Origin of the sequence: Nitratidesulfovibrio sp., from assembly GCF_040373385.1 — a bacterium.
In the GTDB taxonomy this organism is placed as follows: Bacteria; Desulfobacterota; Desulfovibrionia; order Desulfovibrionales; family Desulfovibrionaceae; genus Cupidesulfovibrio.
Genome location: NZ_JBDXXH010000003.1, coordinates 201031 through 221382 on the forward strand (window position 1 = coordinate 201031; position 20352 = coordinate 221382).

General features: G+C 67.8%; 14 protein-coding genes and 1 tRNA gene. 11 read left to right on the forward strand and 4 right to left on the reverse strand.

Going from position 1 to position 20352, the window contains the following annotated elements; genetic code table 11:
* Window positions 1–10 precede the first annotated feature (10 nt).
* Window positions 11–1366: an electron transfer complex subunit TmcD gene (gene tmcD, locus ABWO17_RS06750; protein WP_353116906.1), complete on the reverse strand. Its 1356-nt coding sequence runs from the start codon at window positions 1364–1366 to the stop codon at window positions 11–13.
* Window positions 1367–1999: 633 nt separating this feature from the next.
* Here tmcD and ABWO17_RS06755 point away from each other — a divergent pair.
* From ABWO17_RS06755 to ABWO17_RS06770, 4 genes are all read left to right on the forward strand, one after another.
* Window positions 2000–3406, forward strand: coding sequence for an outer membrane homotrimeric porin (locus ABWO17_RS06755; protein WP_353116908.1), 1407 nt, complete (start codon window positions 2000–2002; stop codon window positions 3404–3406).
* Between the two features lie 527 nt (window positions 3407–3933).
* Window positions 3934–4671 (forward strand): hypothetical protein, encoded by a 738-nt coding sequence (locus ABWO17_RS06760; RefSeq protein WP_353116910.1) that lies wholly within the window; start codon window positions 3934–3936, stop codon window positions 4669–4671.
* 220 nt (window positions 4672–4891) lie between these two features.
* On the forward strand, window positions 4892–5890 hold the full coding sequence (locus tag ABWO17_RS06765) for a GlxA family transcriptional regulator (protein ID WP_353116912.1): 999 nt from the start codon (window positions 4892–4894) through the stop codon (window positions 5888–5890).
* A gap of 495 nt (window positions 5891–6385) precedes the next feature.
* Window positions 6386–6982 carry a DJ-1/PfpI family protein gene (locus tag ABWO17_RS06770; RefSeq protein ID WP_353116914.1) on the forward strand — a complete coding sequence of 199 codons (597 nt, stop codon included), beginning with the start codon at window positions 6386–6388 and terminating at the stop codon, window positions 6980–6982.
* Between the two features lie 146 nt (window positions 6983–7128).
* Here ABWO17_RS06770 and ABWO17_RS06775 read toward each other — a convergent pair.
* Both ABWO17_RS06775 and ABWO17_RS06780 read right to left on the reverse strand, forming a co-directional pair.
* A tRNA-Glu gene (locus tag ABWO17_RS06775) sits at window positions 7129–7205 on the reverse strand.
* A 221-nt stretch (window positions 7206–7426) separates the two neighbouring features.
* Complete coding sequence (locus ABWO17_RS06780) at window positions 7427–7990, reverse strand: DciA family protein (protein ID WP_353116916.1); 564 nt, start codon at window positions 7988–7990, stop codon at window positions 7427–7429.
* Between the two features lie 621 nt (window positions 7991–8611).
* Between ABWO17_RS06780 and ABWO17_RS06785 the strand changes: the two genes are divergently transcribed.
* The 7 genes from ABWO17_RS06785 to ABWO17_RS06815 all read left to right on the forward strand — a co-directional run bounded on the left by ABWO17_RS06785 (window position 8612) and on the right by ABWO17_RS06815 (window position 18522).
* On the forward strand, window positions 8612–11152 hold the full coding sequence (locus ABWO17_RS06785; protein ID WP_353116918.1) for a methyl-accepting chemotaxis protein: 2541 nt from the start codon (window positions 8612–8614) through the stop codon (window positions 11150–11152).
* 165 nt (window positions 11153–11317) lie between these two features.
* Complete coding sequence (locus tag ABWO17_RS06790) at window positions 11318–12352, forward strand: PstS family phosphate ABC transporter substrate-binding protein (protein WP_353116920.1); 1035 nt, start codon at window positions 11318–11320, stop codon at window positions 12350–12352.
* A 91-nt stretch (window positions 12353–12443) separates the two neighbouring features.
* Window positions 12444–13688, forward strand: coding sequence for a phosphate ABC transporter permease subunit PstC (pstC, locus tag ABWO17_RS06795; protein WP_353116922.1), 1245 nt, complete (start codon window positions 12444–12446; stop codon window positions 13686–13688).
* A gap of 12 nt (window positions 13689–13700) precedes the next feature.
* Window positions 13701–14870, forward strand: a complete 1170-nt coding sequence (pstA, locus tag ABWO17_RS06800; protein WP_353116924.1) for a phosphate ABC transporter permease PstA — start codon at window positions 13701–13703, stop codon at window positions 14868–14870.
* A gap of 666 nt (window positions 14871–15536) precedes the next feature.
* Window positions 15537–16520 (forward strand): AAA family ATPase, encoded by a 984-nt coding sequence (locus tag ABWO17_RS06805; protein ID WP_353116926.1) that lies wholly within the window; start codon window positions 15537–15539, stop codon window positions 16518–16520.
* 8 nt (window positions 16521–16528) lie between these two features.
* Entirely contained in the window at window positions 16529–18061 is a 1533-nt protein-coding gene (locus tag ABWO17_RS06810) for a DUF2201 family putative metallopeptidase (RefSeq protein WP_353116928.1), read from the forward strand.
* Window positions 18062–18063: 2 nt separating this feature from the next.
* Window positions 18064–18522: a hypothetical protein gene (locus ABWO17_RS06815; RefSeq protein ID WP_353116930.1), complete on the forward strand. Its 459-nt coding sequence runs from the start codon at window positions 18064–18066 to the stop codon at window positions 18520–18522.
* A 270-nt stretch (window positions 18523–18792) separates the two neighbouring features.
* Here ABWO17_RS06815 and ABWO17_RS06820 read toward each other — a convergent pair whose 3' ends face one another.
* Window positions 18793–20301 (reverse strand): sigma-54-dependent transcriptional regulator, encoded by a 1509-nt coding sequence (locus tag ABWO17_RS06820; RefSeq protein WP_353116932.1) that lies wholly within the window; start codon window positions 20299–20301, stop codon window positions 18793–18795.
* Between the last annotated feature and the right edge of the window lie 51 nt (window positions 20302–20352).

A 20352-nucleotide genomic window follows, 5' to 3' on the forward strand; every position in this document is an offset into this window, starting at 1 on the left:
CGCTGGCCGATCAGGCCTTGAAATCGTCGGGAGTGGCCACCCACCGTTCGCACGCCCCGTCGCGGATGCCCCGCAACAGCACGCTGCCGGACGGGCAGCCGGAATCGGCGGGGCCGAACATCGGGTCCCACGCCGTGGTGAACGCATCGCGCCACGGGCGACCATCCAGCAGCACCGTTTCACGGCCCCGGTCCCGTACCCGCACCGCCACGTGCCGACCGCACGGGCTGAACACGGGCCGCCAGGCCATGTCCCACTTGCCGGGCCAGGCCACGCCGTCCACCACCACCTGCCAGGCGGTGTTGTCGTTGCTGGCCAGGGCCGCAGCGCGGGTGCCGTCGGGCGACAGGACAAGGTCGGTGACCACCGGGGCGCTGAACGGCCAGGGGGATGCGTCGCGGGCAACGGTGAAGCTGCCGTACCGGGGGGCCACTATGGCCCACAGATGCCGCCCGTCCGGGCTCCAGGCGGGCGCCCAACACTGGAAGAAGCGCGCTTCCCACAGCAGGGTGCCGTCCAGGGCCATGCCCCAGCGACCATCCTTGCGCACCGGGGCTGCCACGGCGCCGGTGGCCGGGTCGAAGCAGGGTTCCCACACGCAGGGGAAGGTGGCGGGCCACAGCGTGCCGTTGACGGCCACGGTGTATTCGGAATGGGAAAGGCGCACCTGCGCGGCCACCCGGTCGTTGCGGTTGTCGAACACGGGGGTCCACACGTTCATGAAGTTGCGGTCCCATGCCTCGCCGTCAACGGCCACACTGTAGACGCCCCTGGTAAAGGTCTCCAGGTCGGCCTGCCCCAGCGGCACGGTCTGCACCACGGCGGCGGTACGGCGACCATCGGGACTGAGGGCGAAGTTGTTGGCGTTCTCGTACAGCGTTTCCCACGGCTCGCCGTCCACGATCATGCCGTAGCGCATGTCCTGCTGCACGGCGGCGATCACCCTTCCGGCGGGCCCGTGCATGAGCGACCACACGAAACCGTATGTTTCCGGCCACGGTTCGCCGTCCACGGCCACGGTCCATTCCCCGTCCTGCTGCACGATGGCGGCAAGCCGGCCATCGGGCAGGAAGCGCGGCGACCAGACCTTGTCGAAGCCCGCATCCCAGACACCGTCGTCCACGCGCATGGTGAAGCTGTCATCCTCCTGCCGGACCACGGCTGCCACGTGCATGCCGTCGTGCGACATGAGCGGTTCTTCCTGCCATTGGTGGTCGGGCAGCGGCGCGAAGGACGACGCGATGACCCGCCTGCCCGGTTCCCAGTCGCCGGGGCCGGGCTGCGAAAGCCCCGTTGCGGCGTGCGCGTCGGGCGGCGCTTCCGGCTGGCCGGGGGCCGTTTGCGGGGTTGCGGTGGGTGTGGACATGCGAACCTCCTGTTCTGCGTTCGGCGTAGTTGCGTCGAAGGCAGGAGAATGATCGTTGCACTGTATTGTGGCGTCGCAAATGCGAATGTGTTTGAGGGGTATGTAGCACAGGAAAGACTACCGGGGAAGTGGTGTTGCAAAAAATAGTAGTCTACTGCTGAGGTAGATTTGATTGTATACCGCAATGGTAGAGTAGAAATGCAACCGATTTGGTAGAAAATGCATGCCGCTTTGCGTGTGTCATAATGCAACGTGCCAGTTGCTGGCGCAGTGCACGTGCGTGGCTGTGTGTCGGTATGAAACATAGTGTTTCGCAGGTGTGTCGAAATCGGAATGGCGCAGGGAAGGCCCGAACACGGCGGGGCGCACCGAAGCATGCCCGGTATGCTTTCCGTGGCGCCGGGCGGTGTGCCTGCTTGAGTGCTGCACGTGATGCCGGGCGTACAGGCGGAAGAGGGGGAGGCGGCGAGAGGCCGAAATGCTCCGGTAATGATGTTGACTATGAAAATCGTTTTCAGTATCTACGACGGAAACGTCCGTCGTACCCCCTGCGCGGCGCGACGTTGCACGGGGCCGCGCGCCATTACCGTCGCCCGGCCCGTACATATTCCTGTAAGGAAGGAAGGAGACGACATGAAACGTTTGATCACGTTGCTGCTGGGCGCGGCGCTGCTGTGCGGCGCCGTATCCCCGGCGGGCGCAGCCACCATCGAGGCCAAGGGCGAGTGGGCCTTCGATTTTTCGTGGACCGACGGCATGAACTACCGCTCCGCCGAAGACGGCGGGGACAGCGAAGATGATTTCGCGGCCCACCAGCGGCTGCGTACCCAGATCGACATCATCGCCAGCGAATCGCTGCGCGGCGTGGTGTTTCTGGAAATGGGCACCACCACCTGGGGTGCCGAAGACGGGGCGTTGGGTTCCGATGGCCGGTCGGTGAAGGTGCGCCGGTCGTATATCGACTGGGTGGTGCCCGATACCGAAGTGCAGGTGCGCATGGGCTTGCAGGGCATGGATATGCCCGGAGCCACCTTTGGCGCCAACCCGGTGCTGAGCGATGAAGACGTGGCTGCCCTGGTGCTGAGCTACGCCGTCAACGAAAACGTGGGCCTCACCGCCTTCTGGGCGCGCCCCTACGACACCAACTCCGGCAACTCCTCCGCCGACGGCAACGACTTCGACGAAGTGGACCTGTTCGGCCTGACCGCGCCGGTGACCCTGGACGGCGCCAGCGTGACCCCGTACGTCATGTACGCCTCGGTGGGCAAGGACGTGGACGGCACCGACACCACCTCGTGGGAGACGTTCCTGGACGGCATGCAGAGCCTGGGCGAGCGCACCGGCATGACCGGCGACGACACCACCATCCACAATGCGTGGTGGGGCGGCGTGGCCTTCGAACTGACCATGTTCGATCCCTTTGCCGTGAAGATGGACTTCACCTACGGCAACAAGGACGCCGACGAAGACTACGCCACCCGCGAAGGCTGGCTGGTTTCTGCCATGGTCGAATACAAGATGGAATCCGCCACCCCCGGCGTGTTCGCATGGTACGGCAGCGGTGAAGACGACGACATCGACAACGGCTCCGAGCGCATGCCTTCGGTTTCGCCCAACGCCTGGGCGCCCACCAGCTTCGGCTTCCCCGGTTCCGTCTTCAACCAGGACAGCCAGTTCGCCCTCAACGGCGCGGGCCTGTGGGGCATCGGCGTGCAGGTGGCGGACATCTCGTTTGTCGAAAACCTGTCTCACCTCGTCCGCGTCACCTACATGCGCGGTACCAACGATTCCGAACTGGTGAAGGATACTTCCGGTCTGGCCGATGAACTGGCCCCGGCACAGGGCGGCGTGTTCCTGACCGACGAGGACAGCGCCTGGGAAGTGAACTTCGACCACACCTACCAGATCTACGAGAACCTCACCTTCATCCTTGAAATGGGGTACATCCGCCTGGATCTGGATGAAGATGTCTGGGGCGCCGCAGGCGAAGACCTGAACGCCGCCAAGAAGCTGACCTTCAACCTGGTGTACGAGTTCTAGCCGTATCGTCCGGCGGCCGCGCGGCGTGACCGACGCAGGGAGCCGACCGCAAGGGCAATAGGGCCGCACCGGCAGTGCCGGGTGCGGAATGCAATGGGGGCATGACCTTTGGGTCATGCCCCCTTCATGTTTCGCCTCCCCCCTTTTTTTGAACAGGGATGATGGAACAATGGTGCGGCACGTCGCCGAAGGGTGGTGGGGCTGTACGGTGCTGACGTGCAGCGCATGTGCCGGGATATCGAAAACATGCGCCACTGGAGCGGCAATGCAGCGCAATTGCGGTGTACAATGCGGAAATCCGCGTGCTATGCCGAAGAGGATAGCCAAGGACAGGACGTGTCGTGCGCCGCAATGCGCGGTGCGCAATGCCCTGTCGGCGTGTTGCCTGATGCGTGGTGATGCGGGCGGAGGCATGCGGATGCGTGCCGATGTCTGCGGATGCGGTGATGGCGGTGCGTTTTCGGCACGCTTGCCGCGTTTTCCGGCGGGGTTGCACATGCCCCGCCTTTCGCAAAAGGTGCACCCCCATGCCCATCGACGGCTGGCTCGAGGCATTGCCCGGCCAGGCTGACGGCGTCGCGAATCGCGATGTGGCCCTTGACCTGGATATGTTCGCCATTCGCCCCCACCCGCTGCTGTCCACCCGCACGGTGCGTCATCAGGTAACCCGGCTCAGCACGCACCTGAATGCCATGGGTTCCGTGGATGATGGCCTGCGCCGCGCACTGATAGGCTATTCTCTGTATACCCGCCAGTTGGACATGGTGCAGCACCGCGCCACCAAGCCCATCTGCCGCGACGGCTGCGAACGCCCCCCGCTGGGCTGCTGCAACCGCAGTCACAACGTGGTGTTCAGCCTGTCGGACATCATGATGCAACACCCCACGGGGCTTGCCCTGCGCATGGGCGACGCGCTGGCCCGGTTGCAGGCAGAGGAGGGCGCCCACCACGCCCATGGCGCACCCATGGGCGAGCGGGGCTGCCCGTATCTGACGGCCACGGGGTGCACACTGTATCTCTTCAAGTCGCCGTTATGCGTGCACTACCTGTGCCCCACCGTGGCCGCCGCGCTGGAAGCGGCGCACGGGGCGGGGGCCGTGCCCTTCGTGGCGGGCATGCGCCGGGCAGCCAACCGGCAGTTGGAACGCAGCAGCGACTTCATGGAGCCCGGTCTGGTCGAGGCCGCGGTGGAGATGTTCGCGGCGGATGACGGGGAGGGACGCGGGGCGGAAAACTGGCCGGATGGCGGGGGGGACAACGCCTGAGGCGGGCTGACGTCTGAAAGGGGGGATGTGTCACCACGACCGGGCTTGCGCCGCGAGGAAGGCGTGGGGTCGTTTTGGCGGAAAATGCACGTTGCGTGACATTGCCGCCATGGCGGAGCACCGGTACACTGCACGGGTCAGGCCGAAGGCGTTGTCTTTCAGGCCCGTTGCCCTTCCGACCCGTTGTCGCTCCCTACGCAGCCATTCCCTGTGAGACCCCATGCCGCAGCCCGTACGCCACATCGTGTTCGTCCTCTATCCCGGTTTCGTGGGGTTGGACCTTGCCGGTCCGCTCGACGTGTTTTCCTGCGCCGCCCGGCTGGCCGAGCGGCAAGGTCGCCCCGTGCCGTACCGTTGCCATTTCGCGGCGCAGGCGGTGGGGCCGGTGGTTTCCGCGTCCGGTTTGTCCGTACTGGCGGATACGCCCCCCGATATGTGCGAAAAGGACCGTTCCGGGCCGGGCGGCTTTGCCCCGCATACCCTGGTGGTGCCCGGTGGCGTGACGCCGGGGCGGGAGGGGGACGCCCCGGACCTGTGCTGCATGGTGTCCGGACTGGCTGCCCGGTCCCGCCGCGTGGTTTCCGTGTGCACCGGCGCATTGCTGCTGGCCGCCTGCGGCCTGCTGGACGGGCGGCGGGCCACCACACACTGGCAGGCCTGCGCCCGGTTGGCCGCCTATCCGGCGGTGCGGGTGGAACCGGACGCCATCTTCGTGCGTGACGGCGGGGTGGTGACCAGCGCCGGGGTGACGGCGGGCATCGACCTGGCCCTGCATCTGGTGGAAGAGGACCTTGGCCCGGCCACGGCCATGGAGGTGGCCCGGCTGCTGGTGGTGTACCGGCGGCGGGTGGGCAACCAGAGCCAGTTCAGCGCGCCGCTGCGGGCACAGGCGCGGGCCGGGGCGCGTTTTGGCCCGCTGCACGCCTGGATGGAAGCGCGCCTTGGCGAAGATCTGGGCGTGGAGCGGTTGGCCGGGCAGGCCCACATGAGCCCGCGCCACTTCGCGCGGGTGTTCCCGCAGGAAACAGGCATGAGCCCTGCGCGGTACGTCGAGCAGTTGCGGCTGGACCGGGCGCGCGAACTGCTGGAATCGGGCGAGGCGCACATGCAGACCGTGGCCGTGGCGGCGGGATTCGGCAGCGAGGAGCGGCTGCGCCGGGCCTTCCAGCGGCGCATGGGGGTGACGCCCAGCCAGTACCTGGAGCATTTCAGCGGCTGACGCGGCGCGCCGGAGCCGTAAGTCCCGTTGAGGCTGTTGACAACCCCAAATTCTTGCGGGGGAGGGACCCTTTTGGAAAAGGGTCTCCTCCCCCGTACCCCTTCCTCCCAAAACTTTTATTTATGTTTTCAGTCTAGTACGAGGGCGTAAAAGATGGGGTTCCCAGGGGCGATAGCCGCCCTGCGATCGCCATCCGTAACACTCGAAGACTCGTATAACGGTTGCCGTCCTTGGCTGCCGGAGGCTTCCAAAAGCAGACCCTGTCAACAACCTGGTTCATTTTTCGGTGGCGCATGACGCCCCGCAGTTTCGCCCATGGCGTGAACTGCGGGGCGTGTGTCGTTGTGGCGGGCTGCTGCGCGTGTGCATTGTGGTGTGGTCCGCAACGCCATCCGGCGGCATGTGCCCTGTATGCACCCGGTGTGCAGCGGACGCCGGGGTTGCCCGGCACGTCGCCAACCGCATTAACCGCATCAATCACACCAAGGAGCACCCATGACCACGTACGGCCTGTACATTTACGAACAGGTGGCAGAGCAGGACTTCGTCGGCCCGCAGCAGGTGTTTGCGGCCTCGCGCCATATCGCGGGCGGCAGCGACACCATCGTGACCATTGCCGCGCGGGCCGAGCCGCTGCGGGGGGCCTGCGGCCTGCGCATGATTCCCGACCACACCTTTGCCGATGCGCCGCCTTTGGACGTGCTGGTGCTGCCCGGCACCGCCGACGTCGCCCGCCACGCCCTGTCCGACCCCGGCCTGCTGGACTGGGTGCGGGCGCAGGCCGCCACGGCGCGCTGGGTGACGGCAGTGTGCACCGGCACGCTGATCCTGCACGCGGCGGGCCTGCTGCGCGGACGCAAGGCCACCACCCACTGGGCCTATGCAGAGGAACTGGGCCGCGATCCGCAACTGACCCTGCTGCCCGACATGCGCTACGTGCGCGACGGCAACATCGTCACCTCGCAGGGGGTGTCGGCTGGCATCGACATGGCCCTGTGGCTGGTGGGACAGATGCATGACCCGGACCACGCCCGCGCCGTGCGCAGGCTGATCCAGTACGACCCGGCCCCGCCGTACACGGCGGAAGTGTAGGGGGGGATGCTGCGGCAGCCGCGCGAATTGCGCGGCTGCCGTGTCAAACGCCGCGCGCGAACAGTTGGCCACTGGCGGTCGATGCGCGCGGCAGGCACCCGAACGGAAAAAGGCGTACGCGGTTGCGTACGCCTTTTGGCTTGCGATGGCGTCCCCAAGGGGATTTGAACCCCTGTCGACGGCGTGAAAGGCCGTTGTCCTGGGCCAGCTAGACGATGGGGACACCCTAGTGCGCCTTGCGGCGCGGAAGAGACGGATACTCCGAAGGCGCGGGGTGCGTCAAGCGAAAAAGATGGCGGCGCGGCAAGAGAATGCGGAGAGGGCGGCGTATGGAGCCGAAACGCCGTTCCAGCCTGCACGGAAGTAGGAGCGACTGCCCCATGGGGGGGGCGGCAGTGCAGGCCATATCCGGCGTGCTCCGGCATATCCGGTGCTGTCGTCGCGTCAGCCCTGGCCGCCGCGTCCGTCTGGTCTGGCCGATCCGTCTGGTCTGGCCGATCCGTCTGGCTTCGCGGCGGCGTCGCCGATCTCGCGGAACATGCGCACGTAGCTGGCGTAGGCCCGGCCCACGGGCGATTCCGGGTCGAACGCGCCCAGCAATCCGCCCAGATTGTCGGGCCTGGGCGGCACGCGGGGCGGGGGGGCGCTGCGTGTCACGCGCACCTCGTCCAGCGGGGTGCGGCGTTGCAGCAGGTGCACCTCCACCCGTTCGAAGTACGGCCCGTCGGACACGTCGTCCATGAAGGCGTTGACCCGCTCCAGGATTTCCGGCGTCAGAAAGGTCAGGTCCTGCATGGCCATGTTGTCCTCTGCCCCCACCAGCAGGATGCGCTTGCGGTGGCCCAGCGGGTAGGCCAGCACGGCGATGTCCGTGCCCATGACCATGTCCCAGTTTTCCCACAGGCGCACAAGACGCATCCGTTCCGGTGCGCCGCGCCGTTCCAGAAAGCCGCGCAGGGCCTCGCCGATGGTCTTCACGATGACCTCCGGCGGGTGCGCACTGAGCATGCTGCGTCCGCTGCGCCCGTTGGGTGAGGCGCGCGGGCCGCGCGGGCCGCGTGGGGCGTGGCGGGGAAACGGGGAAAGCTGGTCGTCATGCGCGCGGTGTAGCACGTCCGGTCCGGAAACGCACCGGGCACGGGATGGGCGTTCCCGGCACGATGCGCTGGGGGGGGCGGTGCCGATGGGGTGCGCTTGGGTGTGGTCGGGCGGGCCGGATGGGCCGGTTGGCTCCGACAGGCCGGGCAGGCCGGGTGCCGTTGCGTCGTGCGCCACCGCAACGCAAATGCCACATGCGCCAATCCGTGGGGAACGCAGCGGAACAGCTCCATGTTACGGAAACGTGACGTCATCGTAACCTGATCTTCGTCCGCGTACCCCATGAATACGCCAGCCGCCGGGGAGGGTGGCGCGTCCCTGCCGCCAGACGGGCAGATGCCAGACAGGCAGATGCCGGACGGGCGGGCAGGGGGCAGCCGGGCAGACTGGCGCTTCGACGAGGCGGAGCGCAACCATGCGGATTCCGCGCCGACGCGCGTGCCCTGTGCATTTCCTTTCCCCCGTCCCTCCCCCCGGCCCGCATCCACGCCGCACAGGTTCATCCCACCGGCATACTTCAAGGACGGGCGCATGTTTTCCACCCTTTCGTTCCGCACCAAGCTCATCGCGGGCTCGCTGGCCATGGTTCTGGTGACCATGACGGCCATGCTGGTCACCAGCCTGGTGGATGCCCGGCGCGGCTACCTTGCGCAGGGGCGCGCATCGTTGCGCAACGTCTCGCAGATACTCATGGAATCCGTCAGATTTCAGGATACGTTGAATCGCAACAAGATCGGTTCGGACCTCAAGCTGATGCAGTTGCAGTTCGGCCTGGCGGGGTTTCCCATTCCCGAGATTTTCATGGAGGTGGAGGCCGAACTGCGCGATGCCGACACCGGCCAGCGGGTAAAGGCCACCCTGCCCGGCTTCAAGCTGGGTTCCGCCTACCTGCACGAAAACACGGACCTCGTGGATCGCATCCGCGACCTGGCCGGGGTGGGGGCCTCGGTACTGCAACTGCACGAAGGGCGGCTGGCCCGTGTCAGTTCCAGTGTGGCCGACCCTTCCGGCAGCGCCCGGTGGACATTCCTTGGCAAGGAACATCCCGTGACCAGGGCGGTGCTGTCCGGTAACGGCTTCACCGGCATCCTCAAGGTGGGCGGCGAATGGAACCTGGCTGCCTATGCCCCCATCAAGGGCATGGACGGCAGCGAGGTACTGGGCGCGGTGGAAGTGGCCCGCCCCCTGCTGACGCCGGAATTCGCCGCCGCCGTGGTGCGCCACAACGTGGGCGGCAAGGGACATTCGTTTGCCTTCGACGGGGCGGGCACCATCCTTATCCATCCCGACCCGGCCATGGTGGGCCGCAACGTTTTCGACCTGCCGTGGGGCGCGGCCCTGAAGCCGGGCGGCACGGCGCAGGCCCAGGCCGGCCCCGCCGCCAGTGCGGATAAGACCGGCCCCGCCGCCAGTGCGGACAAGGGCAGCTCCCGCGCCGTCATCTATACGGACAGCGGCGAGGAGTACGAAGCCTGCGCCGACCGCTACGCACCCTGGGACGTCACCGTCGTCACCACCGTCAGCCGCGCGGACCTGATGGAAGGCGTGGGCGAGCGGCTGTGGCGCGGTGCGGCCATTGCCGCCGCCGTGGCCCTGCCCGTGGCCGCGTTGGTCATCTGGTTGATGGTGCGCCAACTGATGGTGCCCATGCAGCGGCTGGCCACCCTGGCCCAGCAGGTGGCGCGCGGCAACTTCGACTACACCTTCGACTACGCGGCGGACGACACCATCGGGGCCACGGTGCGCGCCGTGCAGGCCATGGTGGGCGAATTGCGCATGCGCCTGGGCTTCAGCCAGGGGGTGCTGGACGGGGTGGTGGTGCCCTGCGTGGTGGTGGACCTTGCCAACAACATCACCCACGTCAACGCAGAGGCCCTGGCCGTGCTGCGACGCGGGGGCGCCCCGGCGGAATGGCTGGGCCGCCAACTGGGCGAGCTGGTGTACGGCAGCACCGCCGATGCCGCCCGGCCGGTGCTGACCCGGCGCAGCATGGAACGTCGCGACCGGGTGGCCGAGGACGTGGTGCTGGACCCGCAGGCCGACGGGCGAGAGGTGGTGCTGCACATGGTGGCCACGCCCATCTACGACCTGGACGGCGAACTGATGGGCGCCATCTCGCTGTGGGTGGACCTGACCCACGAGCGCGCCCAGCACGCCCGGCTGGATGCCCAGAACGCGGTCATCGCCGCCACCGCGCGCGAGGCGGAGAACATCGCCCGCCGGGTGGCCTCGTCGGCCCATGAACTGGCCGAGCAGGTGGCCCATTCCAGCGACGGGGCCGCCCGCCAGCTGGCCCGCGTGGACGAGGTAACCGCCGCCATGGACCGCATGAACCAGACCGTGGCCGAGGTGGGCCGCCGCGCTGCGCTGGCCGTGGACATGGCCGGGTCCACCATGAAAGTGGCCGAGGACGGCCGCGACGTGGTGCGCGCCTCCATGGATGTGATGCACAAGGTGCACGGCCAGGTGGAGCGGTTGCAGGAAAACGTGGCGGAACTCGGACGCGAGGCGGAATCCATCGGCCAGATCATGGGCGTCATCAGCGACATTGCCGACCAGACCAATCTGCTGGCGCTCAACGCGGCCATCGAGGCGGCCCGGGCCGGTGACGCCGGACGCGGTTTTGCCGTGGTGGCCGACGAGGTGCGCAAGCTGGCAGAAAAGACCATGAGCGCCACCGGTCAGGTGGGCGAGCGCGTCCGGGCCATCCAGCGGGCCACGCGCGGCTTTGTGGACAGTACCGCCACCGTGGCCGGGGCGGTGCGCGAAAGCGACGCGCTGGCCACCCGTTCCGGCGGGGCGCTGGACGACATCCTGGCCCGTATCGGCGATTCCGGTGGCGAGGTGCGGGCCATCGCGGCCATGGCAGAGGCGCAGACCCGTGGCGGCGAAGACGTGGTGCGCGCCGTGGCCGAAGTGGACGCCATCGCCCGCGAGACCGCCCAGGGCATGGCCGAATCGGCCGATGCCGTGGCCGGGCTTTCGCGGCTGGCCGGTGAACTGCAACACGTCATGGACGGCATGACCTGCGACGGCGATGGGGCAACCCACTGCGATGACGGGGAATCGTAAGCACTGCCTGCGCGCGGTGCCCTGTCCGGCACCGGGCGGTGTTCGCGACACAGGATTGTAACGGTTGTCACAACAGGTCGTAACCTGCGCTGGATAGTTTTATGGCGCGTTGACGCTGAATCGCACACAATTACCCCCAACAGGGAACCGTCAGGGAGGTTTGCAATGAAGTCGATCAAGAAAGTGGCGCTTGCCGCCGCGCTCGTACTGTCGCTGGCCGGTGTGGCCGAAGCGCGTGACCAGATCCGCATCGTGGGTTCCAGCACCGTGTATCCCTTCTCCAGCGCCGTGGCCGAAGAATTCGGCGCCACCAACAAGCAGTTCAAGTCGCCCGTGGTTGAATCCACCGGTTCCGGCGGCGGCCACAAGCTGTTCTACGCCGGTGTCGGCCCCGACACCCCCGACGTCACCAACTCTTCCCGCCGCATGAAGGTCGAGGAGCTGGAAACCAACGCCAAGAATGGCGTTACCGACGTCACCGAAGCCAAGATCGGCTTTGACGGCATCGTCATCGCGCAGAACATCGGCAACGCCGACATGGACCTTTCGCTGAAGGACCTGGCCCTGGCCGTGCTGGAAGAAGTGCCCGTGGACGGCAAGCTGGCGCCGAACCCCTACAAGACCTGGAAGCAGCTGAACCCGGCCCTGCCCGACCGCAAGATCGTCATCTACGGCCCGCCCGCCACCTCCGGCACCCGCGACGCCTTCATCGAAATGGTGGTCGAAAAGTTCACCGGCAAGGACGAGACCTTCAAGGCCGTGCTGGGCAAGGACGCCGCCTCGTACAAGAAGATCCGCCAGGACGGTCCCTACGTGCCCGCCGGTGAAAACGACAACCTCATCGTGCAGAAGCTGACCAAGGACACGGAAGCCGTGGGCATCTTCGGCTACAGCTTCCTGGCCGAGAACAAGGACCGCATCAAGGGTTGCACCGTGGGCGGCAACGCCCCCACCTTCGATGCCATCTCCTCGGGCAAGTACCCCATCTCCCGCGCGCTGTACTTCTACGTGAAGGACGCCCACATCGGGAAGATTCCCGGCCTGAAGGAATACGTGGATCTGTTCATGTCCGAAAAGATGATCGGCGACGCCGGTTACCTGAAGACCATCGGTCTCATCCCGCTGCCTGCCGCCGAACGCGAGAAGGTGCGCAAGGACGTGACCAGCCTCAAGAAGCTGACCGCCGAAGACCTGAAGTAGCAACAAGCCGCATGCGCCGGGGAAGGATGCCTCCTTCCCCGGCATTCACCATTTCCGGGGGGTGCGCGCCCCCCGGCCAACGGGAACGCACATGACCATGGGAAGCGCGTTGCAGATGGCCCTGATGGCCATATTGCCGCTTTCGGTGCTGGCGTACATGGCCGCACGCCGCAGGGCGGGGGCCGACAATGCGCGGGGCACGGAATTTCATTCGCCGCTCGTGTACTACGGGTGGTATTCGTTCCTGTGGGTGGCCCTGCCGTCCATGGGCCTGTTCGTGCTGGCGGGGCTGCTGCACCTGCTGCGCATCGCCACCGTGCCGGGGCCGGTGCTGGCGGGTGGGGGCGTGGCCCTGGCCGCATTCGGCCTGGTGTGGTCGCAACGGGCCATCGGGCGCGACTTCCGCGCCATCCATCAGGTGGAGGGCGTGGTGCGCTGGGCGCTCATCGGCGCCTCGTGCATTTCCATCCTCATCACCATCGGCATCGTGGTTTCGGTGGTGGTCGAGGCCATGCAGTTCTTTCGCATGGTCAACCTGTGGGACTTCCTGACCGGCACCAAGTGGAGCCCGGAGACGGCCTTCCTGATTTCCACGGGCAGGGCCGACGGCAGCGTGGCCACGCCGGAATTCGGCTCGCTGCCGCTGTTTGCGGGCACCTTCTACATCACCGTGGTGGCCATGCTGGTGGCCGTGCCCATGGGGCTGTTCGCGGCGGTGTACATGGCCGAATACGCCAGCCAGCGGGTTCGGCGGATCGCCAAGCCCGCGCTGGAAATCCTGGCGGGCATCCCCACCGTTGTCTACGGGTTCTTCGCGGCCATCACGGTCAGCCCGTTCATCGTGCACCTTGCCGAACTGGTGGGGCTGGAGGCGGAATACACCAACGCGCTGGCGCCGGGGCTGGTCATGGGGGTGATGATCATTCCCCTTGTCTCCTCGCTGTCGGACGACGTGATCAACGCCGTGCCGCAGGCCATGCGCGAAGGGTCGTACGCGCTGGGCGCCACCACGTCCGAAACCATCCGCAAGGTGGTGCTGCCCGCCGCGCTGCCGGGCGTGGTCTCCGCCGTGCTGCTGGCCGTGTCGCGCGCGGTGGGTGAAACCATGATCGTGGTCATGGCCGCCGGGCTCATGCCCAACCTGACGTGGAACCCGCTGAAGAGCATGACCACGGTCACCGTGAGCATCGTGGATTCGCTGACCGGCGACCAGGCCTTCGACAGCCCGCAGACCCTTTCGGCCTTCGGGCTGGGCTTTGTGCTGCTGGTGCTGACGCTGGTGCTCAACGTGGTGTCGCTGGTTGTCATCCGCAAGTTCCGCGAACAGTACGAGTAGGGGGGCACCGGCATGGCATCTTTGTTCGGCATCGATGAAAAGAAACTGCTGCACAGGCGGCGCGCGGCCGAAACGCGCTTTCGCCTGTGCGCCATCGCCGCGCTGTTTCTGGCCGGGGCGTTTCTGGTGTTCTTCCTGTTCGACATCGGACGCAAGGGGTACCCCGCCTTCCAGCAGGCGGAACTGCTGGTGACCGTGAACTACACGGCGGAGTCGCACGACAACCCCTATGCCGCCATGGACGCGGATACGGTGCAGATCGTCTCGCGCAGCTTCACCCGGCTCATTCCGTCCATGCTGGCCGAGAACAGCAGGCTTATCGGCACCTCGCAGCAACTGTGGGTGTTGGCCAGCGCGGACACCGACCAGTACATGAAGGGACGGCCCAACCGGCTGCGGCCCAAGCACCAGGCCCTGGTGGACACCATGCGCCAGGAGGGCAAGGCGCGCCTGGCCTTCAACTGGGGCTTCTTCGAAGCGGGCGATTCCAAGCTGCCGGAGCTTGCGGGCATCCGCGCGGCGACCATCGGCTCGCTGTACGTGCTGCTGATCACCCTGGCCATCAGCTTTCCCGTGGGGGTGATGTGCGCGGTGTACCTGGAGGAATTTGCGCCGGACAACCGGCTGACCCAGGTCATCGAGGTGAACATCAACAACCTTGCGGCCATCCCGTCCATTCTGTACGGGCTGCTGGGGCTGGCCATCTTCATCAACTTCATGGGGGTGGCCCGTTCATCGGCCATGGTGGGCGGCCTGACCCTGTCGCTGATGACCCTGCCCGCCATCATCATCAGCACGCGGGCGGCCATCCGCTCCATTCCCCCGTCCATCCGCGAGGCGGCACTGGCCCTTGGGGCCACGCCGTTGCAGGTGGTGTGGCACCATGTGCTGCCGCTGTCGCTGCCGGGCATCCTGACCGGCACCATCATCGGCCTGGCCCGCGCCATGGGCGAAACCGCGCCCCTGCTCATCGTGGGCATGATGGCCTACATTCCGGAGGCGCCGGAAAACTTCAGCAGCGCGGCCACGGTGCTGCCCGCCCAGATTTTCACCTGGGCCTCCGATTCGCAGCGGGCCTTTTCCGAGCGCACCGCCGCGGGCATCCTGGTGCTGCTGGTGCTGCTGCTGGGCATGAACGCCACGGCCATCTGGCTGCGCAACAAGTACGAGCGCAAGTGGTAGGGAACGGTGGCTGCGCCGCGTCGAAGCGTGGCGAGACGGAAAATGAAGCATGAAGACGGCGGCTCCGCGAGGGGCCGCCGTTTTTGTGCCCAGAGTGTTGGCTGGTTGGCAGGCTGGGCATTTGTTGTGTGAATCTGGTCGGGTGCAGGAAAGAAAATGTTTGGAGTGGCCGGTCCATTGCCGGTCCCTTGATCGTATCTGGGAGGGGTGGAGGGAGGTTCGTCCGCTTATGGATTGCCGGGATGGAGCCGGTAGCACATTTAGTTGACTTCGATTTTCAATTTCAATAAACAGGTTGGGTCGCCGACGAAGCCCACACCGTGTTGTTGACGCCGCCCCCCTGCGCCATGACCACGAGGTGACCTGATCGCGATCGGGCCGCAACCAGATCGCAAGTGGGTAGCAACCCCGTCGGCGGCACGCCTGCTCCGTGGCCGTTCCGCGTCTGCCTTCATCGGCGGAACGCGGCTGCGGCCCGGCAGGGCGGCGTGCCCGGCATGTGCCTTCCCCCACATGGTGTCCGTCCAATACGCCTCGCTGCGGGATTTGCCGGGTGCGCCGCGCCTTTCGGCGGGCCTGTGCCCGCCTTCCGTCAGGGTTCGCCGGGCCGCCAGCCCCGACCTGACCGGCCCGATCACACGCCATTCCTTCATCCCTGGAGCCTTCATGATTCCTTCCCAGATTGCCCGCGCCCTTGCCACGCTGGTGGCCATCCGCCGTCCCGTGTTCCTGTGGGGCGCGCCGGGCGTGGGCAAGAGCCGGGTAGTGGCGCAGGTTGCCCACGACCTTGGCATGGACCTGCGCGACATCCGCGCCGTGCTGCTGGACCCGGTGGATCTGCGCGGACTGCCCACCATCGACGCCGCAGGGCGTGCCCGGTGGTGTCCGCCTTCGTTCCTGCCCGACGATGGCCGGGGCATCCTGTTTCTGGACGAACTGAACGCCGCGCCGCCGCTGGTGCAGGCCGCCTGCTACCAGTTGATCCTGGACCGCCAGCTTGGCGAATACCGCCTGCCCGACGGCTGGGCCGTGGTGGCGGCGGGCAACCGCGAACAGGACCGGGCGGTAACCCACCGCATGCCCACCGCGCTGGCCAACCGCATGGTGCATCTGGACTTCGAGACGGACCTCGACGACTGGCTGGGCTGGGCGCAGTCCGCGAACATCCGCTCCGAGGTCACGGCCTTCCTGCGCTTTCGTCCGCGCCTGCTGCACGACTTCGACCCCGCCGTGGCCGACCGGGCCTTCCCTTCGCCGCGCACCTGGGAATACGTGTCCGACATGCTGGCCGCCGGACCGGACGAGGCCGTGGAATACGATCTGGTGCGCGGGGCCGTGGGTGAAGGTGCCGCCGCCGAATTCGCGGGCTTCCTGCGGGTGTGGCGCGACCTGCCCGAGCCGGGCGATGTGCTGGCCGCCCCGCACGACGCCCCGGTGCCCGACGAACCCGCCGCCGCCTATGCCATCTGCGAGGCGCTGGCCCGTCACGCCGCGCCCGACACCATGGAGGCGCTGGTCTGCTACGCTGATCGCCTGCCCGTGGAATTCGGCGTGCTGCTGATGCGCGATTCCGTGCGCGCCGACACCACGGTGGTGGAAACCCCGTCCTTCGCGCGGTGGGCGCAGGCCAACGCGCACGTGCTGCTGTGAGCGGGGCCGTGCACCCGGAGATTGCCGACTTCCGGCCCGGCAGGCGTGGCGTTGTGCCGTTGCCCGCAGACGTGTCGGGCGCATTGCCCGACGGGGGGGCGGGTGGTGTGGACGTCGTGCCCGTCGCCGCCGAGGACGTGGCCTCTTATCCGTCCGCTCCCGGCGCCCCCGAATCCCCTGTCCCTTCCGCCCCCGCCGAAAGGGCGCTGCAAACCGAGGCCCACGGGCGCATGCTGCGCGCCCGCGCCGCGCTGGTGCTGGACCATCCCTTCTTTGGCTCGTTGGCCCTGCGGTTGCACCTGAAGGCGGACCCGGCCTGCGACGGCCTGTGGACCGACGGCGTGACCCTGGGCTTCAACCCGCGCCGGGTGGCCGCCCTGCCGGACGCCATGGTCACGGCCATGCAGGCGCACGAGGTGCTGCATGTGGTCTGCGGCCATCACGTTCGCCGCCACGGACGCGACGAGGGCCTGTGGAACCGCGCCTGCGACTACGCGGTGAACGGCATATTGCTGGACGCGGGCTTCACCCTGCCCGCCGGGTTTCTGGATGCGCCGGAGCACCGGGGCCGCACGGCGGAAGACATCTACGCCGTGCTTTCGCGCATGCAGGAAGAAGAGAAGGGCGGCGGCACGGGCGACAAGGCCCAGGGCGAGGCCGAGGCCAGCGGGGCGCGCTCCGGCGCGTCCGGCGACCAGCCGGAAGACGCCCCGGCCACGCAGCGCCGCAGCGACCCGGAACAGGCCCCGCCGGAACTGCCGGAGGGCAACGACGCGGACGGGCGCGGCGGCGACCGCACGGGCGAGGGCGAAGGCCGCGACAATGTGGAAACGTCCTTTTCCGGCGAGGTGCGCGACCATCCCCAGTTGCAGGGGGGCGCGTCCGACGCGGCCCGCCGCCGGGCAGAGCGCGACCTGCGCATCGACCTCGGGCAGGCGGTGCAGGGGGCGCGTTTCATGGGCGACCTGCCCGCCGGGCTGGAACGGCTGGCCGGGCAGGCCCTGCACCCGCCGCTGGACTGGCGGACCCTGCTGCGCCGGTTCATCCGCCAGTGCACGGCCAACGACTATTCGTGGACACCGCCCAACCGGCGGTACGTGCACATGGGGCTGCACCTGCCGTCGCTGCGCTCGCAGGACCTGCCGGAGCTGGTGCTGGTCATCGACAGCTCCGGTTCGGTGGACGATGCCGCGCTGGCTCGCTTCTGCGGCGAGGTATCCGCCATATTGCAGGACTTCGACACCCGGCTCACGGTCATCTACTGCGATTGCGCCGTGCAGGAAGTGCTGCACCTGACCCGCTGGGACCTGCCCCTGCGCCTGACCCCGCGCGGGGGCGGCGGTACCGACTACCGCCCGGCCTTCGCCCGCGTGGATGCCGACGGCCTGCACCCGGCCTGCCTGATCTGCCTGACCGACCTTGAATGCAACCGTTTTCCCGCGCCGCCGCCGTACCCGGTGCTGTGGGCGTCCACCCGGTCCACCACGCCCGACGACGCCCCGCCCTTTGGCGAGGTGCTGACCCTGCATGAAGGAGCCTGACCATGCGCATCGAATGGCGCATCGACAAGCAGCGCGGCAACCTGCGCCCCGTGCTGCGCTACACCGTGTCCCTTGAACCGCACGAAAAGGCGCTGGCCGTGCCCCCGGTGCGGGTGCAGTCCACCATCCCCGAGCCGCCCGATTCGTGGCGGCCCCACTGCTACCCCGGCGAAAGCGAGCGCGCGGGCGAGGCCCCCAAGGGTGTGTACGTGCTGGATGCCCCCTCGCACGCGGGGCGCGAGGCGGAAACCACGCTGCGCCTGCCCTGGCGCGAGGACAACCACTACCCCGAGGTGGAGGCGTCGTTCGCCCTGCTGCGCGACGCCTGCGAGGCACAACTGACCAGCGCCCACGCCAGCGAACCCATGACCCTGCGCGGCGAACTGCGCGCCACGGAATCCATGCGCCGCCACGTGGCCCCGGCGGTGGTGGCGGAGCGGTTGTTGCGATTGGCCAGGTAGAGGCTGTTGAAAAGCCACACCGTTGCGGGGGAGGGACCCTTTTGGAAAAGGGTCTCCTCCCCCGGCCCCCTCCCCCCAAAACTTTTATTTGTATTGGCGGGTGCAATGCTCGAAGATTCGTATGGCAGTTGCCGTCGTTGACCGTAAGAGGCGCCCCGAAACAGGTTTTTCAGCAACCCTTGGTTCAGGTTGCCGTTTCGTCCGATGCAACCGGCGGGATCGGACGAAGCGAGCGAAAAGACGCCATTAGCTTCCAGAGCAGGGCCGCGCTTATTCCAGCCCCAGTTCCTTGCGCTTGCGCCACAGGGTCACGGTGGTGATGCCCAGAATGGCGGCGGCGCGCTCCATGTTGCGTTCCGTGGCCAGCACCCGGCGGATGTGCGCCTCTTCCAGTTCGCGCAGGGTGGGCAGGCGCGCGTCGTCCCCGTCGTCGCGCTGCGGCAGGCCGCCTGCGCCCAGCGGGGGTAGCCCTGCGGCGGCGCGCACTGCGTCGGGCAGGTCGGCCAGCCCCGGCTGCCGTCCGGCGGCCAGCAGGGCCATGCGTTCCATGGCGTTGCGCAGTTCGCGCACGTTGCCCGGCCAGCGGTGGGCCAGCAGGGCGTGCAGCACCGCCTGCGGCAGGGGGCCGGGACCTTCGCCCATGGCAGGTGTGCCGGGATGCCCTTCGGCATCTGGCCCCACGCCCGTCTCCACCCCCAGCCGCACCGACGCCGCGCGGAACAGCTTTGCCGCCAGCGGCGCAATGTCGTCGGGCCGGTCACGCAGGGGGGGCACCACACACTCGAACACGTTCAGCCGGTAGTACAGGTCTTCGCGGAACGCGCCTTCGCGGCACAGCCGGGCAAGCTCGCGGTTGGTGGCGGCGATGATGCGCACGTCCAGCCGTAGGGGACGGGTGCCGCCCACCCGTTCGATGACCCGGTCCTCCAGAAAGCGCAGCAGCTTGGCCTGCGATGCGGGCGACAGTTCGCCCACTTCGTCCAGGAACAGCGTGCCGCCCTCGGCCAGCTCGAACTTGCCTGCGTGGTCGCGCACCGCGCCGGTGAACGCCCCGCGCACGTGGCCGAACACCTCCGATTCGAACAGCGATTCCGCCAGCGCGGTGCAGGTCACCTCCACGAAGGGACGGCCAGACCGGGCGGAGCGGGTATGGATGGCCCGGGCCAGCGCGGTCTTGCCGGTGCCCGTCTCTCCGGTAAGCAGCACCGTGGCCTCGCTGGGGGCGATGCGCTCCACCAGCGCCTGCAAGGCCAGCGTGGCCGGGGCGGTAAGCCCCGCGAACCAGTCGCCGCCCGCGCCCGCCGCGCCCATTGCGCCCGCCGCCCGCAATCGGGCGTTTTCGCGGCGCAGGGCCACCACCGTGGCCACCTTGCCCACCAGATGCTCCAGTTGTTCCACCGAAAAGGGCTTGGGCAGGTAGTCAAAGGCCCCGGCCTTGATGGCGGCCACGGCGTTCTCGAACGAGGCGAAGGCGGTCATGACCACGCACAGGGCGTCCGGGACCAGTGCCCGGGCCTCGCGCACAAGGTCGATGCCGGAAGCCCCTTCCATGCGTACGTCGGTCAGCACGAGGTCGGCGGCCCGTTCGGACAGCAGGGTCAGTGCCTCTTCCGCGCCAGTGGCCGTGCGCACCGGGCATCCGGTGGCGGCCAGGGCCAGACGCAGGGTGGTCAGGATGCCGGGGTCGTCGTCCACCACCAGCACGTCCAGCGGGATGCGGGCGTGTTCGTTGATGGAGGCGGAGGCAGGCGCGGCATGTGGTTGCGGTGTGGAGGGCATGGCGTCCTTCATGGAATTGTGGGGTATGGCTGGCGGCTTGTGGTGGTCGGT

Bases quoted from the DNA above. Each gene is read 5' to 3' on its own strand.
- tmcD (WP_353116906.1), bottom strand. From the start codon at position 1,366: ATGTCCACACCCACCGCAACCCCGCAAACGGCCCCCGGCCAGCCGGAA.
- ABWO17_RS06755 (WP_353116908.1), top strand. From the start codon at position 2,000: ATGAAACGTTTGATCACGTTGCTGCTGGGCGCGGCGCTGCTGTGCGGC.
- ABWO17_RS06760 (WP_353116910.1), top strand. From the start codon at position 3,934: ATGCCCATCGACGGCTGGCTCGAGGCATTGCCCGGCCAGGCTGACGGC.
- ABWO17_RS06765 (WP_353116912.1), top strand. From the start codon at position 4,892: ATGCCGCAGCCCGTACGCCACATCGTGTTCGTCCTCTATCCCGGTTTC.
- ABWO17_RS06770 (WP_353116914.1), top strand. From the start codon at position 6,386: ATGACCACGTACGGCCTGTACATTTACGAACAGGTGGCAGAGCAGGAC.
- ABWO17_RS06780 (WP_353116916.1), bottom strand. From the start codon at position 7,990: ATGCTCAGTGCGCACCCGCCGGAGGTCATCGTGAAGACCATCGGCGAG.
- ABWO17_RS06785 (WP_353116918.1), top strand. From the start codon at position 8,612: ATGTTTTCCACCCTTTCGTTCCGCACCAAGCTCATCGCGGGCTCGCTG.
- ABWO17_RS06790 (WP_353116920.1), top strand. From the start codon at position 11,318: ATGAAGTCGATCAAGAAAGTGGCGCTTGCCGCCGCGCTCGTACTGTCG.
- pstC (WP_353116922.1), top strand. From the start codon at position 12,444: ATGACCATGGGAAGCGCGTTGCAGATGGCCCTGATGGCCATATTGCCG.
- pstA (WP_353116924.1), top strand. From the start codon at position 13,701: ATGGCATCTTTGTTCGGCATCGATGAAAAGAAACTGCTGCACAGGCGG.
- ABWO17_RS06805 (WP_353116926.1), top strand. From the start codon at position 15,537: ATGATTCCTTCCCAGATTGCCCGCGCCCTTGCCACGCTGGTGGCCATC.
- ABWO17_RS06815 (WP_353116930.1), top strand. From the start codon at position 18,064: ATGCGCATCGAATGGCGCATCGACAAGCAGCGCGGCAACCTGCGCCCC.
- ABWO17_RS06820 (WP_353116932.1), bottom strand. From the start codon at position 20,301: ATGCCCTCCACACCGCAACCACATGCCGCGCCTGCCTCCGCCTCCATC.